The 18271-nt window shown below is 60.8% G+C and carries 19 protein-coding genes; 10 read left to right on the forward strand and 9 right to left on the reverse strand.

The annotated features are described in order from the left end of the window. The first annotated feature begins 11 nt into the window (after nt 1-11). Genes astA through ACLEXF_RS02530 form a run of 5 tightly spaced genes read left to right on the forward strand, consistent with a single transcriptional unit; the run spans nt 12 to nt 6299 of the window. Nucleotides 12-1034 carry an arginine N-succinyltransferase gene (gene astA / locus ACLEXF_RS02510; RefSeq protein ID WP_017898716.1) on the forward strand — a complete coding sequence of 341 codons (1023 nt, stop codon included), beginning with the start codon at nt 12-14 and terminating at the stop codon, nt 1032-1034. Beyond that, the gene (astD, locus tag ACLEXF_RS02515) at nt 1025-2491 is read left to right on the forward strand and encodes a succinylglutamate-semialdehyde dehydrogenase (protein WP_004204079.1); all 1467 of its coding nucleotides are present in this window, start codon (nt 1025-1027) and stop codon (nt 2489-2491) included. Before astA ends, astD begins: the two co-directional genes overlap by 10 nt. Nucleotides 2492-2512: 21 nt before the next feature. Further along, entirely contained in the window at nt 2513-3853 is a 1341-nt protein-coding gene (gene astB, locus ACLEXF_RS02520; RefSeq protein ID WP_064187288.1) for an N-succinylarginine dihydrolase, read from the forward strand. A gap of 10 nt (nt 3854-3863) precedes the next feature. Next, nucleotides 3864-4859 (forward strand): succinylglutamate desuccinylase, encoded by a 996-nt coding sequence (gene astE, locus ACLEXF_RS02525; RefSeq protein ID WP_004204082.1) that lies wholly within the window; start codon nt 3864-3866, stop codon nt 4857-4859. 9 nt (nt 4860-4868) lie between these two features. Continuing rightward, complete coding sequence (locus ACLEXF_RS02530) at nt 4869-6299, forward strand: amino acid permease (RefSeq protein ID WP_017898712.1); 1431 nt, start codon at nt 4869-4871, stop codon at nt 6297-6299. A 219-nt stretch (nt 6300-6518) separates the two neighbouring features. Here the strand turns inward: ACLEXF_RS02530 and ACLEXF_RS02535 are convergent, their stop codons facing one another. After that, nucleotides 6519-7844 carry an MFS transporter gene (locus tag ACLEXF_RS02535; protein WP_004204084.1) on the reverse strand — a complete coding sequence of 442 codons (1326 nt, stop codon included), beginning with the start codon at nt 7842-7844 and terminating at the stop codon, nt 6519-6521. Between the two features lie 381 nt (nt 7845-8225). Here ACLEXF_RS02535 and ACLEXF_RS02540 point away from each other — a divergent pair, with 381 nt between their 5' ends. Further along, nucleotides 8226-9026, forward strand: coding sequence for a YdcF family protein (locus ACLEXF_RS02540; RefSeq protein WP_004204086.1), 801 nt, complete (start codon nt 8226-8228; stop codon nt 9024-9026). Nucleotides 9027-9087: 61 nt separating this feature from the next. Here ACLEXF_RS02540 and ACLEXF_RS02545 read toward each other — a convergent pair whose 3' ends face one another. Further along, entirely contained in the window at nt 9088-9225 is a 138-nt protein-coding gene (locus ACLEXF_RS02545; protein WP_032425978.1) for a hypothetical protein, read from the reverse strand. Here ACLEXF_RS02545 and aldA point away from each other — a divergent pair. Beyond that, entirely contained in the window at nt 9224-10663 is a 1440-nt protein-coding gene (aldA, locus tag ACLEXF_RS02550; protein ID WP_064187287.1) for an aldehyde dehydrogenase, read from the forward strand. The genes ACLEXF_RS02545 and aldA overlap by 2 nt on opposite strands. A 48-nt stretch (nt 10664-10711) precedes the next feature. Here aldA and gap read toward each other — a convergent pair whose 3' ends face one another. Then, nucleotides 10712-11710 (reverse strand): type I glyceraldehyde-3-phosphate dehydrogenase, encoded by a 999-nt coding sequence (gene gap / locus ACLEXF_RS02555; RefSeq protein WP_004204090.1) that lies wholly within the window; start codon nt 11708-11710, stop codon nt 10712-10714. A gap of 282 nt (nt 11711-11992) precedes the next feature. Between gap and ACLEXF_RS02560 the strand changes: the two genes are divergently transcribed. Continuing rightward, a complete protein-coding gene (locus tag ACLEXF_RS02560) occupies nt 11993-12151 on the forward strand; it encodes a YqaE/Pmp3 family membrane protein (protein ID WP_002903230.1) in 159 nt (52 codons plus the stop codon). A gap of 39 nt (nt 12152-12190) precedes the next feature. Here ACLEXF_RS02560 and ACLEXF_RS02565 read toward each other — a convergent pair whose 3' ends face one another. From ACLEXF_RS02565 to ACLEXF_RS02580, 4 genes are all read right to left on the reverse strand, one after another. After that, nucleotides 12191-12583 (reverse strand): DUF1398 domain-containing protein, encoded by a 393-nt coding sequence (locus ACLEXF_RS02565; protein WP_004204091.1) that lies wholly within the window; start codon nt 12581-12583, stop codon nt 12191-12193. A 245-nt stretch (nt 12584-12828) separates the two neighbouring features. Next, entirely contained in the window at nt 12829-13062 is a 234-nt protein-coding gene (yedF, locus tag ACLEXF_RS02570) for a sulfurtransferase-like selenium metabolism protein YedF (RefSeq protein ID WP_004204092.1), read from the reverse strand. Beyond that, entirely contained in the window at nt 13059-14270 is a 1212-nt protein-coding gene (gene yedE / locus ACLEXF_RS02575) for a selenium metabolism membrane protein YedE/FdhT (RefSeq protein WP_004204094.1), read from the reverse strand. Before yedE ends, yedF begins: the two co-directional genes overlap by 4 nt. Before the next feature lie 103 nt (nt 14271-14373). Beyond that, nucleotides 14374-14727 carry a DUF1304 domain-containing protein gene (locus ACLEXF_RS02580; protein ID WP_017898710.1) on the reverse strand — a complete coding sequence of 118 codons (354 nt, stop codon included), beginning with the start codon at nt 14725-14727 and terminating at the stop codon, nt 14374-14376. Nucleotides 14728-14966: 239 nt separating this feature from the next. On the opposite strand from ACLEXF_RS02580, the gene ACLEXF_RS02585 reads away from it, so the two are divergent. Continuing rightward, nucleotides 14967-15446 (forward strand): hypothetical protein, encoded by a 480-nt coding sequence (locus tag ACLEXF_RS02585; RefSeq protein WP_075201775.1) that lies wholly within the window; start codon nt 14967-14969, stop codon nt 15444-15446. A gap of 70 nt (nt 15447-15516) precedes the next feature. Here the strand turns inward: ACLEXF_RS02585 and ydfZ are convergent, their stop codons facing one another. Continuing rightward, nucleotides 15517-15720 carry a putative selenium delivery protein YdfZ gene (gene ydfZ, locus ACLEXF_RS02590; protein ID WP_004151566.1) on the reverse strand — a complete coding sequence of 68 codons (204 nt, stop codon included), beginning with the start codon at nt 15718-15720 and terminating at the stop codon, nt 15517-15519. Nucleotides 15721-16028: 308 nt separating this feature from the next. Here ydfZ and ACLEXF_RS02595 point away from each other — a divergent pair, with 308 nt between their 5' ends. Continuing rightward, entirely contained in the window at nt 16029-17057 is a 1029-nt protein-coding gene (locus ACLEXF_RS02595; RefSeq protein ID WP_032455948.1) for a CorA family divalent cation transporter, read from the forward strand. 13 nt (nt 17058-17070) lie between these two features. On the opposite strand, the gene ACLEXF_RS02600 is transcribed toward ACLEXF_RS02595, so the two are convergent. Next, entirely contained in the window at nt 17071-18243 is a 1173-nt protein-coding gene (locus tag ACLEXF_RS02600) for a MalY/PatB family protein (RefSeq protein WP_064187285.1), read from the reverse strand. Between the last annotated feature and the right edge of the window lie 28 nt (nt 18244-18271).

Raw genomic sequence — 18271 nt, forward strand, 5'->3', positions numbered from 1 at the left:
GACGGCCTGTGATGCTATTTCGTCCCGTACGGGAAAACGATCTTGACGACATCGTCCGCCTTGCCGCGCGGGCGGGGGTCGGCATGACCTCCTTACCCCATGATGCCGGGCGCCTGGCCGCCCGGATCCGCCGCAGCATTGATACTTTCGCCGGCGCGCTGCCGCGCGGCCAGCAAGGCTTTCTGTTTGTGCTGGAAGACACCGCGCTGTCGCGGGTGGTGGGGGTCAGCGCCATTGAGGTAGCGGTAGGCCTGGACGAGCCGTTTTACAATTTTCGCATTCAGAAAACGGTCCGCGCCTCGAAAGCGCTGGGGGTCTACAAGCCCCAGGAGCTGCTCAATCTGAGCTATGACCACACCGGCCACAGCGAGCTGTGTACGCTGTTTCTCGACCCCGAGTATCAGCGCAACCGCAACGGTCTGCTGCTCTCCAAAGCGCGGTTTTTGTTTATCGCCGCCTTCCGCGAGTGGTTTTCGCCGCACCTGTTTGCCGAACTGCGCGGCTGCAGCGATGAGCAAGGGCAGTCGCCGTTCTGGGATGCGCTAGGCCATCACTTCTTCGAGATCCCGTTCGCCGATGCCGACCGGCTGACCGGCACCGGCATGAAAACCTTTATTGCCGAGCTGATGCCGGCGTACCCGATCTATATCTCGCTGCTGCCGGAGAATGCCCGTCAGGTTATCGGCCAGGTGCACCCCAACACCGCCCCCGCGCGGGCGATCCTCGAGAAAGAGGGGTTCAGCTGGCGCGGCTCGGTGGATATTTTCGATGCCGGTCCGGTGCTGGAGGCGGAGACCGATCAGATCCGCGCCGTGCGCGACTGCCAGTGCCTGCCGGCTCAGCAGTTGGCGGGCACGCTGTCGGTGCCGACGCTCGTCGCCAACGGTCAGTTCGACAATTTTCGGGCGCTGCTGGTGGCCCACGAAGAGCAGGTCTCACTGGACGCCGCCGCGCTGGATGCGCTGCAGGTCACTGAAACCGACCGCGTTTATACGGTAACCCTGAACCCAGAGGAAAACAGATCATGGCGGTAAAAGCACAGTTCATAGCCGGGCAGTGGCAGCCGGGCAGCGGCGCAACGATGAGTAAACTGGCCCCGGAGGATCAGTCTCTGCTGTGGCAGGCGGCCAGCGCGGGGGGCGACGACGTCCAGGCGGCCTGCGCCGCGGCGCGCGCCGCGTTTTATCCCTGGTCGCACCGCCCGCTGGCCGAGCGTATTGACGTCGTACAGCGTTTCGCCGCGCTGCTGGAGACGCATAAAGAGGCGCTGGCGACCCTGATTTCCCGGGAGACCAGCAAGCCGCTGTGGGAGACCCGCACCGAAGTGCAGGCGATGATCGGCAAAGCCGCCATCTCCATCGAGGCCTATCACCAGCGGACGGGCTTTCATGAGTCGACGCTGCCGGACGGTAAAGCGCTGCTGCGCCACAAGCCGCACGGCGTGATGGCGGTCTTCGGCCCTTACAACTTCCCGGGCCACCTGCCCAACGGGCATATCATTCCGGCGCTGATCGCCGGGAATACTATCGTATTTAAACCCAGCGAGCTGACGCCGGCCACTGCGGAACTGACGGTCCAGCTGTGGCAGCAGGCGGGCGTCCCCGACGGGGTGATTAACCTGCTGCAGGGCGGGAAAGCCACCGGCCAGGCGCTGCTGGAAAACCGCGATATCGACGGCGTGCTGTTCACCGGCAGCGCAGCGGCGGGTTTCCACTTCCATCGCTACTTCGGCGGCCAGCCGGAGAAGATGCTGGCCCTCGAAATGGGCGGCAACAACGCGCTGATCGTGGCTGATGTGGCCGATGTCGATGCGGCGCTGCATGTGATTATCCAGTCGGCGTTTATCTCCGCCGGACAGCGCTGCACCTGCGCGCGCCGGCTGATTGTTCAGCGCGGCGAGCAGGGGGATGCGCTGCTGCGGCGGCTGGTGGAGGCCAGCGCGCAGATCCGCGCCGGGAAATGGGATGACCAGCCGGCGCCGTTTATGGGTGGAGTGATTTCCCTTGAGGCGGCGCAGAACATGCTGGCGGCGCAGCAGAAACTGGAGGGACTTGGCGGCAAGGTGCTGCTGCGCCTGCGCCAGCCCGACCCGCACTCCACGGTGCTGACCCCGGGGATCGTCGACGTCACCGGTATCGAGGTGCCGGATGAAGAGTACTTTGGCCCGCTGCTGACGGTTATCCGTTACGACGACTTCCCGGAGGCGATTCGCCACGCCAACCAGACCCGCTATGGCCTGGCCGTGGGGCTGATCTCCAGCGATGCGGCACAGTTTGACCAGCTGGCGGACGAGGCGCGCGCCGGGATCGTCAACTGGAACAAGCCGCTGACCGGCGCTTCCAGTAAAGCGCCGTTTGGCGGGGTGGGCGCCTCCGGTAACCACCGCGCGGCAGCGTGGTACGCCGCCGATTACTGTGCCTGGCCGATGGCCTCTCTGGTCAGCGACACGCTGACGCTTCCGGCGAACGTATCGCCGGGCCTGCCATTCTGATAACGGATCCTGTGAGGACATATGTCTGGTTTTGAAGCTAACTTTGATGGCCTGGTCGGCCCGACGCACCACTATGCCGGACTCTCCGTCGGCAATGAAGCCTCGCAAAATAACCGCGATGGTCTCTCTAACCCTAAAAAGGCGGCGCTGCAGGGGCTGTATAAAATGAAAGCCCTTGCCGATCGCGGATTCGTGCAGGGGATTCTGCCGCCGCAGCCGCGGCCGAACCTGCGTCTGCTGCGCGACCTGGGATTCGAGGGCAGCGATGAGCAGGTCATCCGCCAGGCGGCCCAGGCGGCGCCGCAGCTGCTCTCCGCCTTCAGCTCCGCCTCGTCGATGTGGACTGCCAACGCGGCGACCGTTTCGCCGTCGGCGGATAGCGCCGATGGCAAAGTTCATTTCACCGTCGCCAACCTGAACAATAAACTGCACCGCATGCAGGAGGCGCCCACCACCTCGGCGATCCTGCGCGCCACCTTCGCCGATCCGCGCTACTTCGCCCACCACGCGGCGCTGCCGCAGCATGGCGACCTCGGCGACGAAGGCGCGGCCAACCATAACCGCTTCTGCCGGGAGTACGATCGTCAGGGCGTGCAGCTGTTTGTCTACGGTCGACGCGCCAGCGGCGGGATCGCCCCGGTGAAGTATCCGGCGCGGCAGACCCTCGAGGCCAGCGAAGCGGTGGCCCGTCTGCACCAGCTGGATCCGCGCTATACGGTGTTTGCCCAGCAGGCGCCGCAGGCTATCGATCGCGGCGTGTTTCATAACGACGTTATCGCGGTCAGCAATCGCCATGTGCTGTTCCACCATCAGCAGGCGTTTGTCGATCAGTCGACAGTATTGGCGACGCTGCGGGCAAAAAGCGACAGTCTCAATATTCCGTTTACCAGCGTGGAAGTGCCGGACGAGCGGGTGTCGCTCGATGACGCGGTGGCCTCCTATCTGTTCAACAGCCAGCTGCTGAGCAAACCCGACGGCAAGATGCTGATTGTGGTGCCAGAGGAGTGCCGCCAGCGGGAAAACGTCTGGCGTTACCTGAGCGATCTCGCGGCCGACAGCGCGTCGCCGATCGATGAAGTGGCGGTTTTTGACCTGCGGGAAAGCATGCGCAACGGCGGCGGCCCGGCCTGCCTGCGGCTGCGGGTGGTGCTCAACGAGTCTGAACGTAAGGCGGTCAACGCCCACAGCCTGATGAACGACGAACGTTACCAGCAGCTGACGGCGTGGGTGGAAAAACATTACCGTGACCGGCTGCACGCCCGCGATCTGGCAGACCCGCAGCTGCTGCGCGAGGTTTATCAGGCGCTGGATGAGCTGACGCAGATCCTGCGTCTGGGCGCTGTCTATGATTTTCAGCGTTAAGGAGCGGCAGATGGAGCATCTGGTTAACGATTTACTGCACTGCCGCCTGCAGGCGTGGACCTTTCCGGCGGACATCGAGGCCCGCTGGCTGGGCGAGGGCATCCTGCAGTTGCTGCCGGCCACGCCGTGGCGTCAGGCGACGATCCTCTCCGCTGGCGTCCATGGCAATGAGACCGCGCCGACCGAGCTGCTGCTGCAGCTGACTCACGATCTGAGCCAGGGGCGGCAGCCGCTCACCCAGGCGCTGCTGATCGTTTTTGGTAACCTGCCGGCGATCCGCGCCGCGCGTCGCTATCTGCACAACGACCTCAATCGCCTGTTCGGCGGCCGCCATCTGGCGGTCACCCCGGGCAATGAGTCGCGGCGGGCTTTTGCTCTCGAGCAGGCGGTGCAGGCCTTCTATCGCGCCGCCGATGCGGCGGGGCCGGTCAGCCGTAGTCATCTCGATATGCATACCGCCATTCGCGGGTCGCTGTATCGCCAGTTTGCGCTGCTCCCGGCCCACGAGGAGGATTTTTCGCCCGGTTTCTATCAGCTGCTGCAGGCCAGCGGGATGGACGCCATCGTGCGCCATACCGAAGCGGGCGGGACCTTCACCCACTTCACCTGCGAAAAGTTCGCCGCGCAAAGCGCCACCCTTGAGCTGGGAAAAGTGATGCCGTTCGGCGCCAACGATCTTAGCCTGTTCGCCGCCGCCGACGCGGCGATCCGGGCCTGGATTTCTGACGCGCCGCTGCCGGCGCGCGATAAAGCGCCGGTGGATTACTTCCTGGTCGAGGAGAGCATCATCAAGCGCGAAGGGGAATTTACGCTCAATCTGGCGGCCAACGTCGAGAACTTCACCGCGCTCCCGGCAGGGTATGAGATCGCCCGCCAGGCAGAGAAACGGTGGGTGGTGCAGGCCCGTGCCCCCTATATCCTCTTTCCCAATGCCGGGGTCGCTACCGGCCAGCGCGCCGGGCTGCTGCTCCGCGCCGCGGCGCTTCACCTCCCGCAACCAGCCTGAGGAAACACCATGACTGAACATCAACATCAGGCGCCATCTGCCGCCGGAGGTGAAGGCGCGTCACAGCTTAAGCGCGGGCTTGGCGCCCGCCATATCCAGATGATTGCCCTCGGCGGCGCCATCGGCACCGGGCTGTTTATGGGGGCGGGGCGCAACATCGCCGTCGCCGGCACCTCGATCCTGGTTATCTATGTACTGGTCGGGTTCTTTACCTATATGGTGATGCGGGCGATGGGGGAGCTGCTGCTCACTCGCCATGACTACCGCTCGTTTGCCGACTTTGTCGGCGAGTATCTCGGACCGCAGGCCAGCTTTTATCTCGGCTGGACCTACTGGCTGAGCTGGGTGGTGACCTGCATCGCCGACGTGGTGGTGTGCGGGAGCTATATGCAGTACTGGTTCCCCGAGCTGTCGGCGTGGATGCCGGCCCTCAGCATGCTGGCTATCCTGTTCCTGCTCAACCTGCTGTCGGTGAAGATGTTTGGCGAGGCGGAGTTCTGGTTCGCCCTGATCAAGGTGATCACCATTATCGCCCTGATCGTCACCGGCGGCTGGATGATTGCCACCGGCTGGACCTCTCCGGACGGCGTGACGGCTTCCCTGAGCCATCTCACCGACCCGACGGCCTTTATGCCTCACGGTATCACCGGCTTTTTCGCTGGCTTCCAGATAGCGATCTTCTCTTTTACCGGTATCGAACTGCTGGGGACGATGACGGCGGAGACCCGCGATCCGCAGCGCATTTTGCCCAAGGCGATCAATGCGCTGCCGCTGCGGATTATCATCTTCTATCTGCTGTCGATGGTGGTGATCATCGCTGTCGCCTCCTGGCCGGGGGTGTCGGCGGAGACCAGCCCCTTCGTAACGCTGTTTGCCAAAGCCGGGCTGCCCGCGGCGGCGGCGGTGATTAACTTCGTGGCGCTGACCTCGGCGATGTCCTCGGCCAACAGCGGGGTCTTCTCCAGCACCCGCATGCTGTACGGCCTGTCGGTGGAGAAGCATGCGCACTGGCAGTTCCGCATTCTGTCGCGCAGCACCCGCATTCCGGTGCGCAGCCTGCTGTTCTCCTGCTTCTGCATGCTGATCGGTACGCTGCTGCTGTTCCTGGTGCCGAATGTGATGACCCTGTTCACCATCGTCTCGACCCTGGCGGCGATTATGGTGGTGTTCAGCTGGGGGATGATCCTCGCGGCCTATCTGGTTTATCGCCGTCAGCGTCCGGACCTGCATGCCGGTTCGATCTTTAAGATGCCCTTTGGCGTGGCGATGAGCTGGGTGAGCCTGCTGTTCTTCGCCTTCGCCATCTTCATCATGATCTTTGACCCGGACACGCTGCTGGCGCTGCTGGCTTCTCCGCTGTGGTTTATCGCGCTGTGGGCCTTCTGGAAGCTGAAGCAGCGGCGCGAGGGGCAGCTTCAGCTGGACAATCAGAGCGCCTGACACCCGCCGGCCCTGGCGGCCGGCTAAAGGGGGTGGCCAGGGCGTCTTAGCCGTTGTTCCCGTTCGTCTGCCCGGTGGCGGCTGGCGCCTTACCGGGCCTACTGTCTTACTGAGCCTGGGATGAGCGGTTTCCCCCGCGGCGTGATCCCCCTGTAGGCCCGCGCAAGCGCAGCACCCGGGCAGGATGGTCGGCGCCGAGGTAGCCCGGACCGGCTGCGGTTAGGCGCTTTCCGCCCGGGAGCGCGCCGCGCCAGGGACGGATTTCATCCGGCTGGCGCAGAATATCGCCAGCAGCGAAATCGCCACCGTCACGCCCAGGTAGACGGCCACCGGTCGCCAGTCACCATCGTATTTCGCCAGCAGACCGGTGGCGATAAGCGGCGCGGTGCCCCCGGCCAGCGCGGCGCCCAGCTGGTAGCCGAGGGTGATCCCGGTATAGCGCACATTGGCGCTGAATATCTCTGAGCACAGGGTGCCCAGCACCGCGGTCACCGGCGCCCACAGGATGCCGAAGGCAACGATCGTCGCCAGCATAATGCCCCAGCTGGTGCCGGTGTCGAGCAGCAGGAACCACGGGACGATAAACAGCCCCAGCAGCACCACGCTCAGGGTGTACATTTTTTGCCGACCCACCTTGTCGGACAGCAGCCCCATCAGCGGGATCATCACGGTGGCCACCAGCGCGCCCAGGGTGACGGATTCCAGCGCCTGCGACTTCTGATAGCTCAGGGTGGTGGTGGCGTAGCTGACCACAAAGGTGGAGAAGATATAGAAGGGGGCGGTCTCCACCACTTTCAGACCCGCGGCGATCAGCACTTCCCGCCAGTGGTGTTTGAGCGTCTCGCGCAGCGGAGCCTTCGCCACCTGGCCAGACTGTTTCACCTGCTTAAAGGCGGGCGTTTCGTCGATGTCTTTGCGGATCCACAGGCCGAGGAAAACGAGGACGGAGCTGAGCAGGAACGGAATGCGCCAGCCCCAGGCGAGAAACTGCGCCTCATCGAACAGGGTCATCAGCGAGACGATGAAGGTTGCCATCAGCATGCCGATGGTCACGCCGGCCTGGGGAATACTGCCGAAAAAGCCTTTCCGCTTTTCCGGGGCGTATTCGTAGGCCAGCAGCAGCGCGCCGCCCCATTCGCCGCCGATACCCATGCCCTGAATAATGCGCAGGGTAATCAGCAGGGCCGGCGCCCACAGGCCCACCATCTCGTAGGTGGGCAGCAGGCCAATGGCCACCGTGGCGCTGCCCATCAGCGACAGGGTGAGCACCAGCGTCTTCTTGCGACCGATGCGATCGCCGATATGGGCGAAAATGACTCCGCCGATGGGGCGGATAAAAAAGGTGAGCGAAAAGGAGAGCCAGGAGAGGATCAGACCAATGACCGGGTCGACCATCGGAAAGAAGATTTTGTTAAACACCAGCGCGGCGGCGGTGCCATAGAGAAAATAATCGAACCATTCGATGGCGCTGCCGGTCAGGCTCGCGATCAGTACCTTCTTGTTTTTCTGCAGAATGGATGCAGTGTTGCTTGCTGGATTGCTCATTACGAAACGTTCTCCCGCCACGGTAAAAGGTCAGGTGTCACTCTGTGCGTGCAGGGTGCAACCTGATGTGAAAAAGGTTGTGTAATTGTTAAGCAACTTAGAGTTGATGGTTACAATTGGCAAGTTATCCCTCGGCAATGCGGGCAAGAAAACGCGCTTTTATCTGGTGTAACCGCGAGGTAAATTTTTATTTTCCACCTGTTTTTGCTGTTTTTTGTTATTTTCATGGTCAGTTATTCAGGTGCAACCTGCGTGTTTTTAGATGTTTCTTGTTATTTCAAAATAGTTACAAATCAGCGTCGCTTTGCGCCCCGGCAGGCGGCGTTTATGATGGCCAGACTATTCTCTCTGCGCGGCTGAGAGGTGATTAAGGAGATCAGAATGGCAGAACACTTTCCCCCGCTGTCGGCGACGACGCTGGCGGCGGCAAACCTGACCGGCGGCTGGCTGGCGCAAAACGATCTGGCGACGCTGACCGCGCCGCCGGCGGTGGATGTGGTGGTGCTGGCTGGCAACGCCGTGATCCCTACCATCGACGCCGCCTGCCGACTGGCGGTGGAGCAGGAGGTTCCGCTGCTGATCAGCGGCGGCGTAGGGCACTCTACCGGTTTTCTGTATGAGGCGGTGCGCGAAGATCCGCGCTACCGTTCGCTCGCGGTGGAGGGGCGTCCGGAAGCGCATATTCTGGCTGATATTGCGCATGACTTCTGGCACATTCCTCGCCCGCGGCTGGTGGTGGAGGATCGGTCGACCAACTGCGGCGAAAACGCGCGCTTTACTCGCACAATGCTGGAGAGTCGGGGGATCCCCCATCGTCGCGGGATCGTCATTCAGGACCCCACCATGCAGCGGCGGACGATGGCCACCTTCGCCCGCGTCTGGCAGGGGGCGACGACGCCGCCGCAGTGGCTGAGCTTTCCCGGCTGCACGCCGGTGCTGCAACAGACCGACGGCCAGCTGGGGTTCGTGGGCGGCGGGGCGGGGCTGTGGCCGGTGACCCGCTACCTGGCGCTGCTGCTCGGCGAACTGCCGCGTCTGCAGGATTCCCCTGAAGGGTACGGTCCACGGGGGAAAGACTTTATCAGCCACGTGACTTTCCCGCCGGAGATCCTCGACGCCTGGCGACAGCTGCGGGAGGATGACCGGCTCGCCGGGGCGCTGCAGGCCCGCATCCTCGGCTGATAAATGCCCGTTTGCGGCAGATTTATCGCAAACGGGCAATTTGTGTTATTGAAATGTAACCTCAACCGGGTATTTTTGGCCCGGTTTTATGAATCAGCTCACAAAACTGCGCCAACGTGCTGCGAAGCCACGGCTTATCCGCCCGATATTTAACAAAAAAATCACTTGTTAAATACAAATGCACCACAGGAGCAGCCATGACAGCACCCGTTCAACACCAGATGTATATTGATGGCCAGTTCGTTTCCGGTCACGGCGACGGCTGGATCGACGTGCTTAACCCGGCGACCGAAGCGCTGCTGTCGCGGATCCCGGACGGGACCGCGGAAGAGGCGCGGCTGGCGATTGACGCGGCGGAGCGCGCCCAGCCGGCCTGGGAGGCGCTGCCGGCCATTGAGCGCGCGGGCTGGCTGCGCAAAATTGCCGCCGGCATCCGTCAGCGTGCCGATGACATCGCCGGGCTGATCGTCGCTGAAGGCGGCAAGATCCAGCAGCTGGCGGCGGTGGAGGTGGCGTTCACCGCCGACTATCTCGACTACATGGCCGAATGGGCGCGGCGTTATGAAGGGGAGATCGTGCAGAGCGACCGTCCCGGGGAAAATATCCTTGTCTTCAAACGCGCGCTGGGGGTGACCACCGGGATCCTGCCGTGGAACTTCCCGTTTTTTCTTATCGCCCGCAAGCTGGCGCCGGCGCTGATCACCGGAAATACCATCGTCATTAAGCCCAGCGAATTCACGCCCAATAACGCCATCGCTTTCGCCGAGATCGTCCACCAGGTTGGGCTGCCGAAAGGGGTCTTTAACCTGGTGCTCGGCCGTGGGGAAACCGTCGGCCAGGAGCTGGCCGGCAATCCGAAGGTGGCGATGGTCAGCATGACCGGCAGCGTGGCGGCGGGGGAGAAAATCATGGCCGCCGCGGCGAAAAATATCACCAAAGTGTGCCTTGAGCTTGGCGGCAAAGCGCCGGCCATCGTCATGGACGATGCGGATGTGGAGCTGGCGGTGAAGGCGGTGGTGGACTCGCGGGTGATCAACACCGGGCAGGTGTGCAACTGCGTCGAGCGGGTCTATGTTCAGCAGGGGATTTACGACCGCTTCGTCAACCGCCTCGGCGAGGCGATGAAGGCCGTGCAGTTTGGCGACCCGGCGGCGCGGGATGACATCGCGATGGGGCCGCTGATCAACGCTGCCGCGCGGGATCAGGTGGCGCGCAAAGTGGCGAAGGCGGTGGCGCAGGGGGCGCGGGTAGCGCTGGGCGGTCAGCCGCAGGAGGGGAAAGGCTATTTTTATCCGCCGACCCTGCTGCTGGATGTGCGTCAGGAGATGGATATTATCCATGAGGAAACCTTCGGGCCGGTGCTGCCGGTGGTGGCGTTTTCGACGCTCGATGAAGCGCTGGCGATGGCCAATGACAGCGATTATGGCCTGACCTCCTCGATCTATACCCGCGATCTTAATGTGGCGATGAAGGCGATTAAGGGGCTGAAGTTCGGCGAAACCTATATCAACCGCGAGAACTTTGAGGCGATGCAGGGATTCCACGCCGGCTGGCGTAAATCGGGGATCGGCGGCGCAGATGGCCGCCATGGCCTGAATGAGTACCTGCAGACCCAGGTGGTCTATCTGCAGGCCTGAGGCGCTCAATGCAGAATCGGCGGGCAGCGCAGGCTGTCCGCCGTTCACTTAGCGGGCAAATTTCTCCAGCACGCGGATCAGCTGGGTGACAAAGCCGTATTCGTTATCGTACCAGGCGACGGTTTTCACCAGCTGTACGCCGCCGGCCTCCACAATCTCCAGCTGGGTGGCATCGTAGATTGAACCGAAATGGCTGCCGATGATATCGGAAGAGACAATCTCTTCTTCGGTGTAGCCAAAGGATTCATTGCCATCGGCAGCCTGCTTCATCGCTTGATTGACCTCATCCGCAGTTACCTTTTTCTCCAGCACCGACACCAGCTCTGTCACTGAGCCGGTTTTGGTCGGTACGCGCTGGGCATGGCCTTTCAGCTTCCCGCTCAGGGCGGGGATCACCAGGCCGATAGCCTTGGCCGCGCCGGTAGTGTGCGGGATGACGTTTTCCGCCGCCGCCCTGGAGGCGCGCAGATCTTTACCGCGCGGCCCGTCCACCAGCGACTGGGTGCCGGTATAGGCGTGGATGGTGGTCATGGTGCCTACGGTGATGCCGAAGGCGTCCTGCAGCACTTTGGCCATTGGCGCCAGGCAGTTGGTGGTGCAGGAGGCGACGGAGATGATGGTGTCATCCGCCGTCAGGGTGTCATCGTTGACGTTATAGACGATGGTTTTCATCTCGCCGGCGGGGGCCGAAATCAGTACCTTGCGTGCGCCGGCCTGAAGATGGGCCTGCGATTTCTCTGCCGAGGTGTAGAACCCGGTACACTCCACAATCACTTCCGCGCCCGCCGCCTGCCACGGAATATGCTGCGCCTCTTTTTCGGCATACACGGTGATGGTCTTGCCGTTGACGATCAGCGCATCTTCCGTGAAGTCGACGCTCCACGGGAAGGGGCCGTAGTTTGAATCATGCTTTAACAGGTAGGCCAGCACTTTTGGCGAGGTGAGGTCGTTGATGGCCACCACCTCGAGGCTGCTGTCGACTTCTAATAAACGGCGTAACACCAGACGTCCGATACGACCAAATCCATTAATCCCAAGTTTACTCATGGACATTCTCCGGTTGGTAAAACGACTCGATGTGATAAAACTCCTCCAGGCTTAGTCCTGACTGGCAGCCAGGTCAACTGACAATCTGTGCGGTTCGCTGTCAGGCTCGCAGCATGAGGCAAAAAAGTGGATGTTTTGGCGGACTTTTTTATCCGTGACGGCAGAAAATAATTTTTGTTACCGGAGATGAGGGCGCTGCCTGCTGGCGAAGCGGTGAAAAGCGTCTATGCTTAACTATTGAATAGCTTAGTAAAATGTTGACATTAGATGAAGGGAGAACTTATGGGATTCTGGAGAATCGTTTTTACTATCATTCTGCCGCCGCTGGGGGTTCTGCTGGGGAAAGGTTTCGGCTGGGCGTTTATTCTCAACATTATTTTGACCCTACTGGGCTATATTCCAGGCCTGATCCACGCCTTTTGGGTCCAGACCCGCGATTAAGGGCTGGCCCCGCAAACCAGACTTCCCCCCGGGACCCGCTCAGGGGGGAATCAGGCTCTCTTTATACAGCAGCCGGTTATCCTTCGACCAGTAGTGGCGAGTCTCCTCGTCCAGGTCGACGCTCCACTTAAACACCCCGGCGCTGGCGAGATCCTTACAGTATTGTTCAAAGTTGATGGCGCCGGCAAAATGGCGGATGACCGCAGCCGAGGTCAGCTGCTGGTTGGGGGCGCTGCGCACGCGCAGCAGGCTGCGGGCGCTTTTTATCGTGATCACCTTGTCGTTTGCCATCACGAAATTCATATTGCCGGTGGAGACAAAGTAGATGTAACACGAGACCTGGTGCCGACGTAGTTCATTGGCGAAGGTGGCAAAATCGGCATCTGCACGCACTTGCTCAAAAAAATAACCCAGCCTGGCCAGCAGTTCCATTTCTATCCTTATTGTATTGCTGTGTGCGGCTTTGGCCGGTAGCGGCAGAAACCATTCACGAAGTTACTTATTCGTATTTTAATAATATAGCCGCGTTATATTAATGGTTATTTGATAACTGGAACACCGTTTCAAGTGTTACAATCTATTGCAATCGTTTGCCTGCACGGCCCATCTGATGGTGAGGACATGGCGAGACGGGGAAATCCATGCCGGCGATGAAGGTCGCCGGCGGGAAAACGGGATTACTTCTGGATCAGATAGCGAATGGTCGGGCCATCCTGCTGAATATCCAGCACCGTATAGCCATGGTTCCTGGCATCGAGCGGAATGTTATTGATCGACTGCGGACAGTCGCTGATCACTTCGAGGATCTCGCCTTTTTGCAGGGAGGGCATCGCCTCCAGGGTGGCGACCGCCGGATAGGGGCAGGGCTCGCCGACCATGTCCAGGCGATAATCAGGGATGATGTTTTTCATGCACTCTCCTTCACGGTCCGGACCGCTGCCGACTGGCGGCGGAAAAAATGTCTCTCCCAGGCGATCACCAGCAGCAGGGCGATCAGCAGCAGCAGATAGGTCGCCAGCAGTCCGCCGAAGGGACCAAAAGCGTTCAGCAGGTTGACCTTTTGCCAGTGGGTGGCGAGCGGGGCGGCGATATCGTCCCAGCACCAGGCGAGCAGCGTGGAGCCGATGACGTTGCCCAGCCCCACCCACCAGTAGTGAACCTGACCTTCCACCGCCCGGTACATCCAGCCGGTTTCACAGCCGCCGGCCAGCACGATGCCAAAGCCGAACAGTAGCCCGCCGATCGCCGCGTTGGGACCGGCCCACATGATTTTCGGCGCCATCCCCAGTTGCACATAGCTGAAGATGCCGATGGCGCTCGCCGCCATGCCGAAGATTATCGCCTTCGCCATCACCGTCCGGCCGGTGATCCACATATCGCGAAAGGCGGAGGTAAAGCAGATCTGCGCCCGCTCGATAAGCAGACCGAAGCCGATGCCGAACAGCATCGCCAGGCCGAGCGCAGGGTGGTCTGCGGCGGTGAGCAGGCCCCAGCCGATCATGGCGAAAAAGACCACCATGCCCAGGCGGAAACGGCGGCGTGCCTGCAGCGGTTTTTGGGTTAACGGCGAAGCGGCGGATACCTTTTGCATTTTTACCGGGATGCGAAATAGAGGCAGCAGGGTGAAGCGAGCGCCAAACCAGGAGCCGATGGCGGTGGCGATGGCAAACAGCCAGGCGTGCAGGGAGAACTGCGGAATGCCGGTGAAAAACGCCGCCAGGTTGCAGCCCATCGCCAGCCGCGCGCCGAACCCGGCGATGATGCCCCCGGCCACGGCCTGCACTATGCGGATCCGGCTGCGTGGCAAGCGCAGTTTGACGTTATTGGCCCACAATGCCGCGGCCAGGCAGCCGCCGAACATGCCGATGATCATCCTGCCGTCGATGCGGGTCAGCGGCGTCCCGTCGAGATGGATCAGCTGATAATAGCCCCACTGTTCGCTGTGGACCCCCAGCAGCTGCAGCAGCTGGCCACCCCAGCGGGTAAATTCGCCGGTCACCGCCCAGAAGGTGCCGGTGATGCCAAAATAGTAGGTTGAGAGAATGCCCGCGGCGATGACCGCCGGGACGGGAGACCAGAACCGGATAAGCCAGGCCTGTTTGAAGGATTGCCATGTCATAAAAATGCCTCTGAACTCAGAAGGTATTAACGGTCGATGACCGACCGAAGGGGGCACATAGTATCCGCCTTAGCGCCTGCTTTCTCTGTTTTGGATCAAGACCCTACGCCTGCGCCAGCACCGCAAGCAGCGCCAGCAGCGCGGGCAGCGCCTGAATATAGAGAATTTTGCGGCTGGCGGTCAGCGCGCCGAATATCCCGGCGGCCAGCACGCAGGCGAGGAAAAAGATCACCACCTGCACGCCCGATGCCCCCAGCCACAGCCCCCATGCCAGGCCGGCGGCCAGGAAACCGTTATACAACCCCTGGTTGGCCGCCAGCACCCGGCTTTCCCGGGCGAAATCGGCGCTGAGGTTAAAGGCCCGGCGCCCGGCGGGCGCTTCCCAGAAAAACATCTCCAGCACCAGGATGGCGAGATGAATAATAGCGACCAGCGCAACGAGGAGAGTGGCTAACACAGCAGTCCTTAATCAATAAGATGAATGTGTCAGCAGTATAGCCGCTGGCGCTCACCAGGCGAGAGGGCGACTGCTATAGTGCTTATAGCATCATGTTTGCCTGCCGCGAAAAGCGTCGGTGTATCTGATTGCCCTTTGGTTTAGCTTCGCGGTGATAGTATGCCGGGTTCTTTTTTTACAGGTGTGGCGTAGATTACTGAATGTTAAATAAATTATGGATTTTGTTATCCGGGCTATTGTTGGTTGCCATGCCGTCGGCGCAGGCCGGGGAATTCAATCTTTATTCGATGAATACCGGCTCCTATGTTTATCACATGACCGGTAACCACGGACAATATAACGAGCATTTCAACAACAACTTTTTCTCGGTGGAGCGCAAGTTTTCAGCGGATTCAAAATACAGCGCGCTGGTCGGCACCATGAAAAACAGCTTCGACGATCGCTGTCTGACCCTCGGCGTGCGCCGCGACTGGCTGAAAAACGACACCGGCTGGCTGCTGAAAGGGGTGTATGCCTATACCGGGGAATTTTTCTTTGACGCTTTCAGCCACTGCGGCGACTCAGGCACCTACCGTACCGCTAAAAAAATCACCGGCGTCGGTTTTTCGCCCTATATTTATCATGGTCTGCAATACAACTTTACCGATTACTTCGGCGTCGAGGGCGGGATTATTATACCGGCGATCTTCGTGATGAGTATTCAGTGGAGCTTTCGCTAAACTCCTGTATCAGCCTGAAAAAGAAGAGGCCACGCTGGGTGGCCTGCTCATGGTGCCTTGACGGCAGGGATTAATGGAAACCGAGACGGATCAGATCTAACGGGCAGAAGCGTCCCTCGCAGCCGTCGATTTCCACGCAGTCCGCCCGACGCAGCTGCTCGGCGGTTTTCCCCTCGCCATGGATCGCTTTAATCACGCCCGTCGTACCGTTACCAGCGATCATGACCATACTGCCGGTAGCAATAGCGTTACGATTACGGTCATAGGTTTTCATGGTCTCCTCCTCAATAAACCAGTGTAAGCAATGATTAAGCGGCCAAATTAATACCGCTTCCCGCCTAAAAAAGTTTTGAGGAATATCAAAATTATTTTAATAGTGACAATAAAAGCACAGCGAGAAGGCCAGATCGTCGCGCGATGCGCTTGGTCAGCACGCCGGGTATGACTCAGGCATGCTGCCCGAAATATGTCCGTCAGATGACGGTTTTGCGGCAGGATTATTAACCTTGCCAGTCCGCGAAAAATAGCGAAATATGGCGCTAACTGGGCATCAACGGTGCCAGTGCCTGTCCTGAGGGAGCCATGAGTCAAGACGTCACCGCGAAGATGTTAAAGCCCGATTTTGATATGGAAGTGTCCGGCCTGGTGTATGGCTATCTGTTTCATGAAGATCACCCCCCACAGCCTATTGCCTCTGCTGAGGTATGCGCCAGCTATCAGGCGCTGGCTGACGATAAGGCCTTTATCTGGCTGCATCTTAATCTCAATCACGCCACCGCCGAAAAATGGCTAATCAGTCACTTTCCCGTGGCGGACTTTTTCTTTGAGGAGATCCGCAGCGGTTCGCATACCACCCGTATTGAACGGCAAGGGGAGAATCTGTTCGCCGTGCTTAACGACGTGCTGTTTCGTCCGCAAGACACCAGCGCGGAAACCGCCACGCTGTGGCTCTACTGTAGCCCGAAGCTGGTGGTGACAGCGCGTTTCAAACCATTGCGGTTTATCGAATGGATGCTGCCGCGTCTGCATACGCTTAAGGTGCATACCTCCGCTGAACTGCTGGCCTTTTTGCTGGAGGAGCAGGAGGAGGTGCTGGAGCAGGTGGTGCGCCAGGCCAGCCGCCACGTCGACCTGATTGAAGAGCGGCTCCTGAGCAATCACGTGCAGCGTAATCGGGCCGATCTGGCGCGGCTGCGGCGGATGCTGCTGCGTTTTCAACGGCTGCTGGCGCCGGAACCGGCGGCAATGTTCCGGCTGCTTAACCGGCCGCCAGCGTGGATGGATCGCGCGGTGGTGCAGGCATTTCGTCAGTTCACCGAAGAGTTTAGCGTGGTGCTTAATGACCTGTCCGGCCTGATCGAGCGCATCAGCCTGCTGCAGGAGGAGATCGGCGCCCGCCAGCTGGAGCAGAGCAACCGCACCCTCTACACCCTGACGGTGATCACGGTCCTCGCGCTACCGATTAACATTGTGGCCGGTTTCTTCGGCATGAACGTCGGCGGGATCCCGCTGGCGAGCAATCACCACGGGTTTATCCTGCTGGTGGTGATTGTCGGCATCTTTACCCTCGGCGCCGGCTACCTGGCGTTCCGCCGGCGTGACGATCTGTAGTCAGTGCCGCGCGTCAACTGAGGCTGCGCAGGGCGGCTATCAGCCCTGCGACACCGCGCTCCAGCTTCTCGCGTGGACAGCCGACGTTGAGGCGCAGAAAGCCATTGCCTTCGTGACCATAGGTATATCCCGGCATAATCGCCACCTTCTGCCCGGCGATCAGCGCCTGCTGCAGTGCGCGGTCGTCAATGTTGAGGGGGCGCAGGTCGATCCACGCCAGGTAGGTGGCCTCCGGCGGCTGCCAGCGCAGCGCAGGAAAGGCTCGATTGAGCGTATCAGCCACAAAGCGCAGGTTCTCCTGCAGGTAGTCGCGCAGGGCGTCGAGCCAGGGCGCCCCATCGCGGTAGGCGGCGATATGAGCCACCAGCGCCGGCACCGAGGGCGACGAGAGTCCGTCCCGCGCTTTCAGCGCCTGCAGATAGCTGTCGCGGCAGTTTGCCTCGGGGATAAAGCCATAGGCCCCGGTAAAGGCCGGAATATTGAAGCTCTTTGATCCGGAGGTGAACAGCGCCCACGGCCCCTGAGCCACCTCGCTCCACGGGATATGACGGTGGTCGCCCCAGGTCATGTCCATATGAATTTCGTCGCTAATCACCCTGACGCCATGCTTTTGGCACAGCGCCGCCATGGTCTGGAGCTCCTCGCGGCGCCAGACTTTGCCCGTTGGGTTGTGCGGGCTGCAGAGCAGCAGCAGGGTATTCTTCGGCTCCGCCAGCGCCGCTTCCAGGCGCGCCATATCGCAGTGCCATTGATTGTTCGTCAGGGTCAGTGGCACCGGGGCGATCTGTCGGCGGTTAGCGGTGATAGTGTTATAGAACGCATCGTAGGCGGGAGTATGGACGACGACGCCGTCGCCTTCTTGCGACCACTGGCGGATGGTTTCCGCCACCATATAAATAACCGACGGTCCGTAAACCACCGTTTGCGGATCGATGACGCTGTGAAAGCGGCTGGCGTACCAGTGGGCAATCGCCCCGAGAAACGCCTCGTTCTGCCAGCGGCTGTAGCCGAACACGCCGTGGGCCAGCCGCCGGCTGACGGCGTCGAGGATGCAGGGCGCGGTGGCGAAATCCATATCGGAGATGGTGAACGGCAGCAGGTCGGGGACGCCAAAGCGGTCTGCGACATAGTCCCACTGCGTGCACCAGGTGCCGTGGCGGTCGATGGGTATGGAAAAATCAAACATCGGAACTTCCTTAGCAAGGGTCCCCTTC

It is taken from the genome of Klebsiella pneumoniae complex sp. WS1778, from assembly GCF_049472055.1.
GTDB lineage: Bacteria > Pseudomonadota > Gammaproteobacteria > Enterobacterales > Enterobacteriaceae > Klebsiella > Klebsiella quasipneumoniae.

Excerpts from the sequence above, each read along its gene's own strand:
- astA (WP_017898716.1), top strand. The coding sequence starts at position 12 with ATGCTATTTCGTCCCGTACGGGAAAACGATCTTGACGACATCGTCCGC.
- astD (WP_004204079.1), top strand. The coding sequence starts at position 1,025 with ATGGCGGTAAAAGCACAGTTCATAGCCGGGCAGTGGCAGCCGGGCAGC.
- astB (WP_064187288.1), top strand. The coding sequence starts at position 2,513 with ATGTCTGGTTTTGAAGCTAACTTTGATGGCCTGGTCGGCCCGACGCAC.
- astE (WP_004204082.1), top strand. The coding sequence starts at position 3,864 with ATGGAGCATCTGGTTAACGATTTACTGCACTGCCGCCTGCAGGCGTGG.
- ACLEXF_RS02530 (WP_017898712.1), top strand. The coding sequence starts at position 4,869 with ATGACTGAACATCAACATCAGGCGCCATCTGCCGCCGGAGGTGAAGGC.
- ACLEXF_RS02535 (WP_004204084.1), bottom strand. The coding sequence starts at position 7,844 with ATGAGCAATCCAGCAAGCAACACTGCATCCATTCTGCAGAAAAACAAG.
- ACLEXF_RS02540 (WP_004204086.1), top strand. The coding sequence starts at position 8,226 with ATGGCAGAACACTTTCCCCCGCTGTCGGCGACGACGCTGGCGGCGGCA.
- aldA (WP_064187287.1), top strand. The coding sequence starts at position 9,224 with ATGACAGCACCCGTTCAACACCAGATGTATATTGATGGCCAGTTCGTT.
- ACLEXF_RS02545 (WP_032425978.1), bottom strand. The coding sequence starts at position 9,225 with ATGGCTGCTCCTGTGGTGCATTTGTATTTAACAAGTGATTTTTTTGTT.
- gap (WP_004204090.1), bottom strand. The coding sequence starts at position 11,710 with ATGAGTAAACTTGGGATTAATGGATTTGGTCGTATCGGACGTCTGGTG.
- ACLEXF_RS02560 (WP_002903230.1), top strand. The coding sequence starts at position 11,993 with ATGGGATTCTGGAGAATCGTTTTTACTATCATTCTGCCGCCGCTGGGG.
- ACLEXF_RS02565 (WP_004204091.1), bottom strand. The coding sequence starts at position 12,583 with ATGGAACTGCTGGCCAGGCTGGGTTATTTTTTTGAGCAAGTGCGTGCA.
- yedF (WP_004204092.1), bottom strand. The coding sequence starts at position 13,062 with ATGAAAAACATCATCCCTGATTATCGCCTGGACATGGTCGGCGAGCCC.
- yedE (WP_004204094.1), bottom strand. The coding sequence starts at position 14,270 with ATGACATGGCAATCCTTCAAACAGGCCTGGCTTATCCGGTTCTGGTCT.
- ydfZ (WP_004151566.1), bottom strand. The coding sequence starts at position 15,720 with ATGAAAACCTATGACCGTAATCGTAACGCTATTGCTACCGGCAGTATG.
- ACLEXF_RS02595 (WP_032455948.1), top strand. The coding sequence starts at position 16,029 with ATGAGTCAAGACGTCACCGCGAAGATGTTAAAGCCCGATTTTGATATG.
- ACLEXF_RS02600 (WP_064187285.1), bottom strand. The coding sequence starts at position 18,243 with ATGTTTGATTTTTCCATACCCATCGACCGCCACGGCACCTGGTGCACG.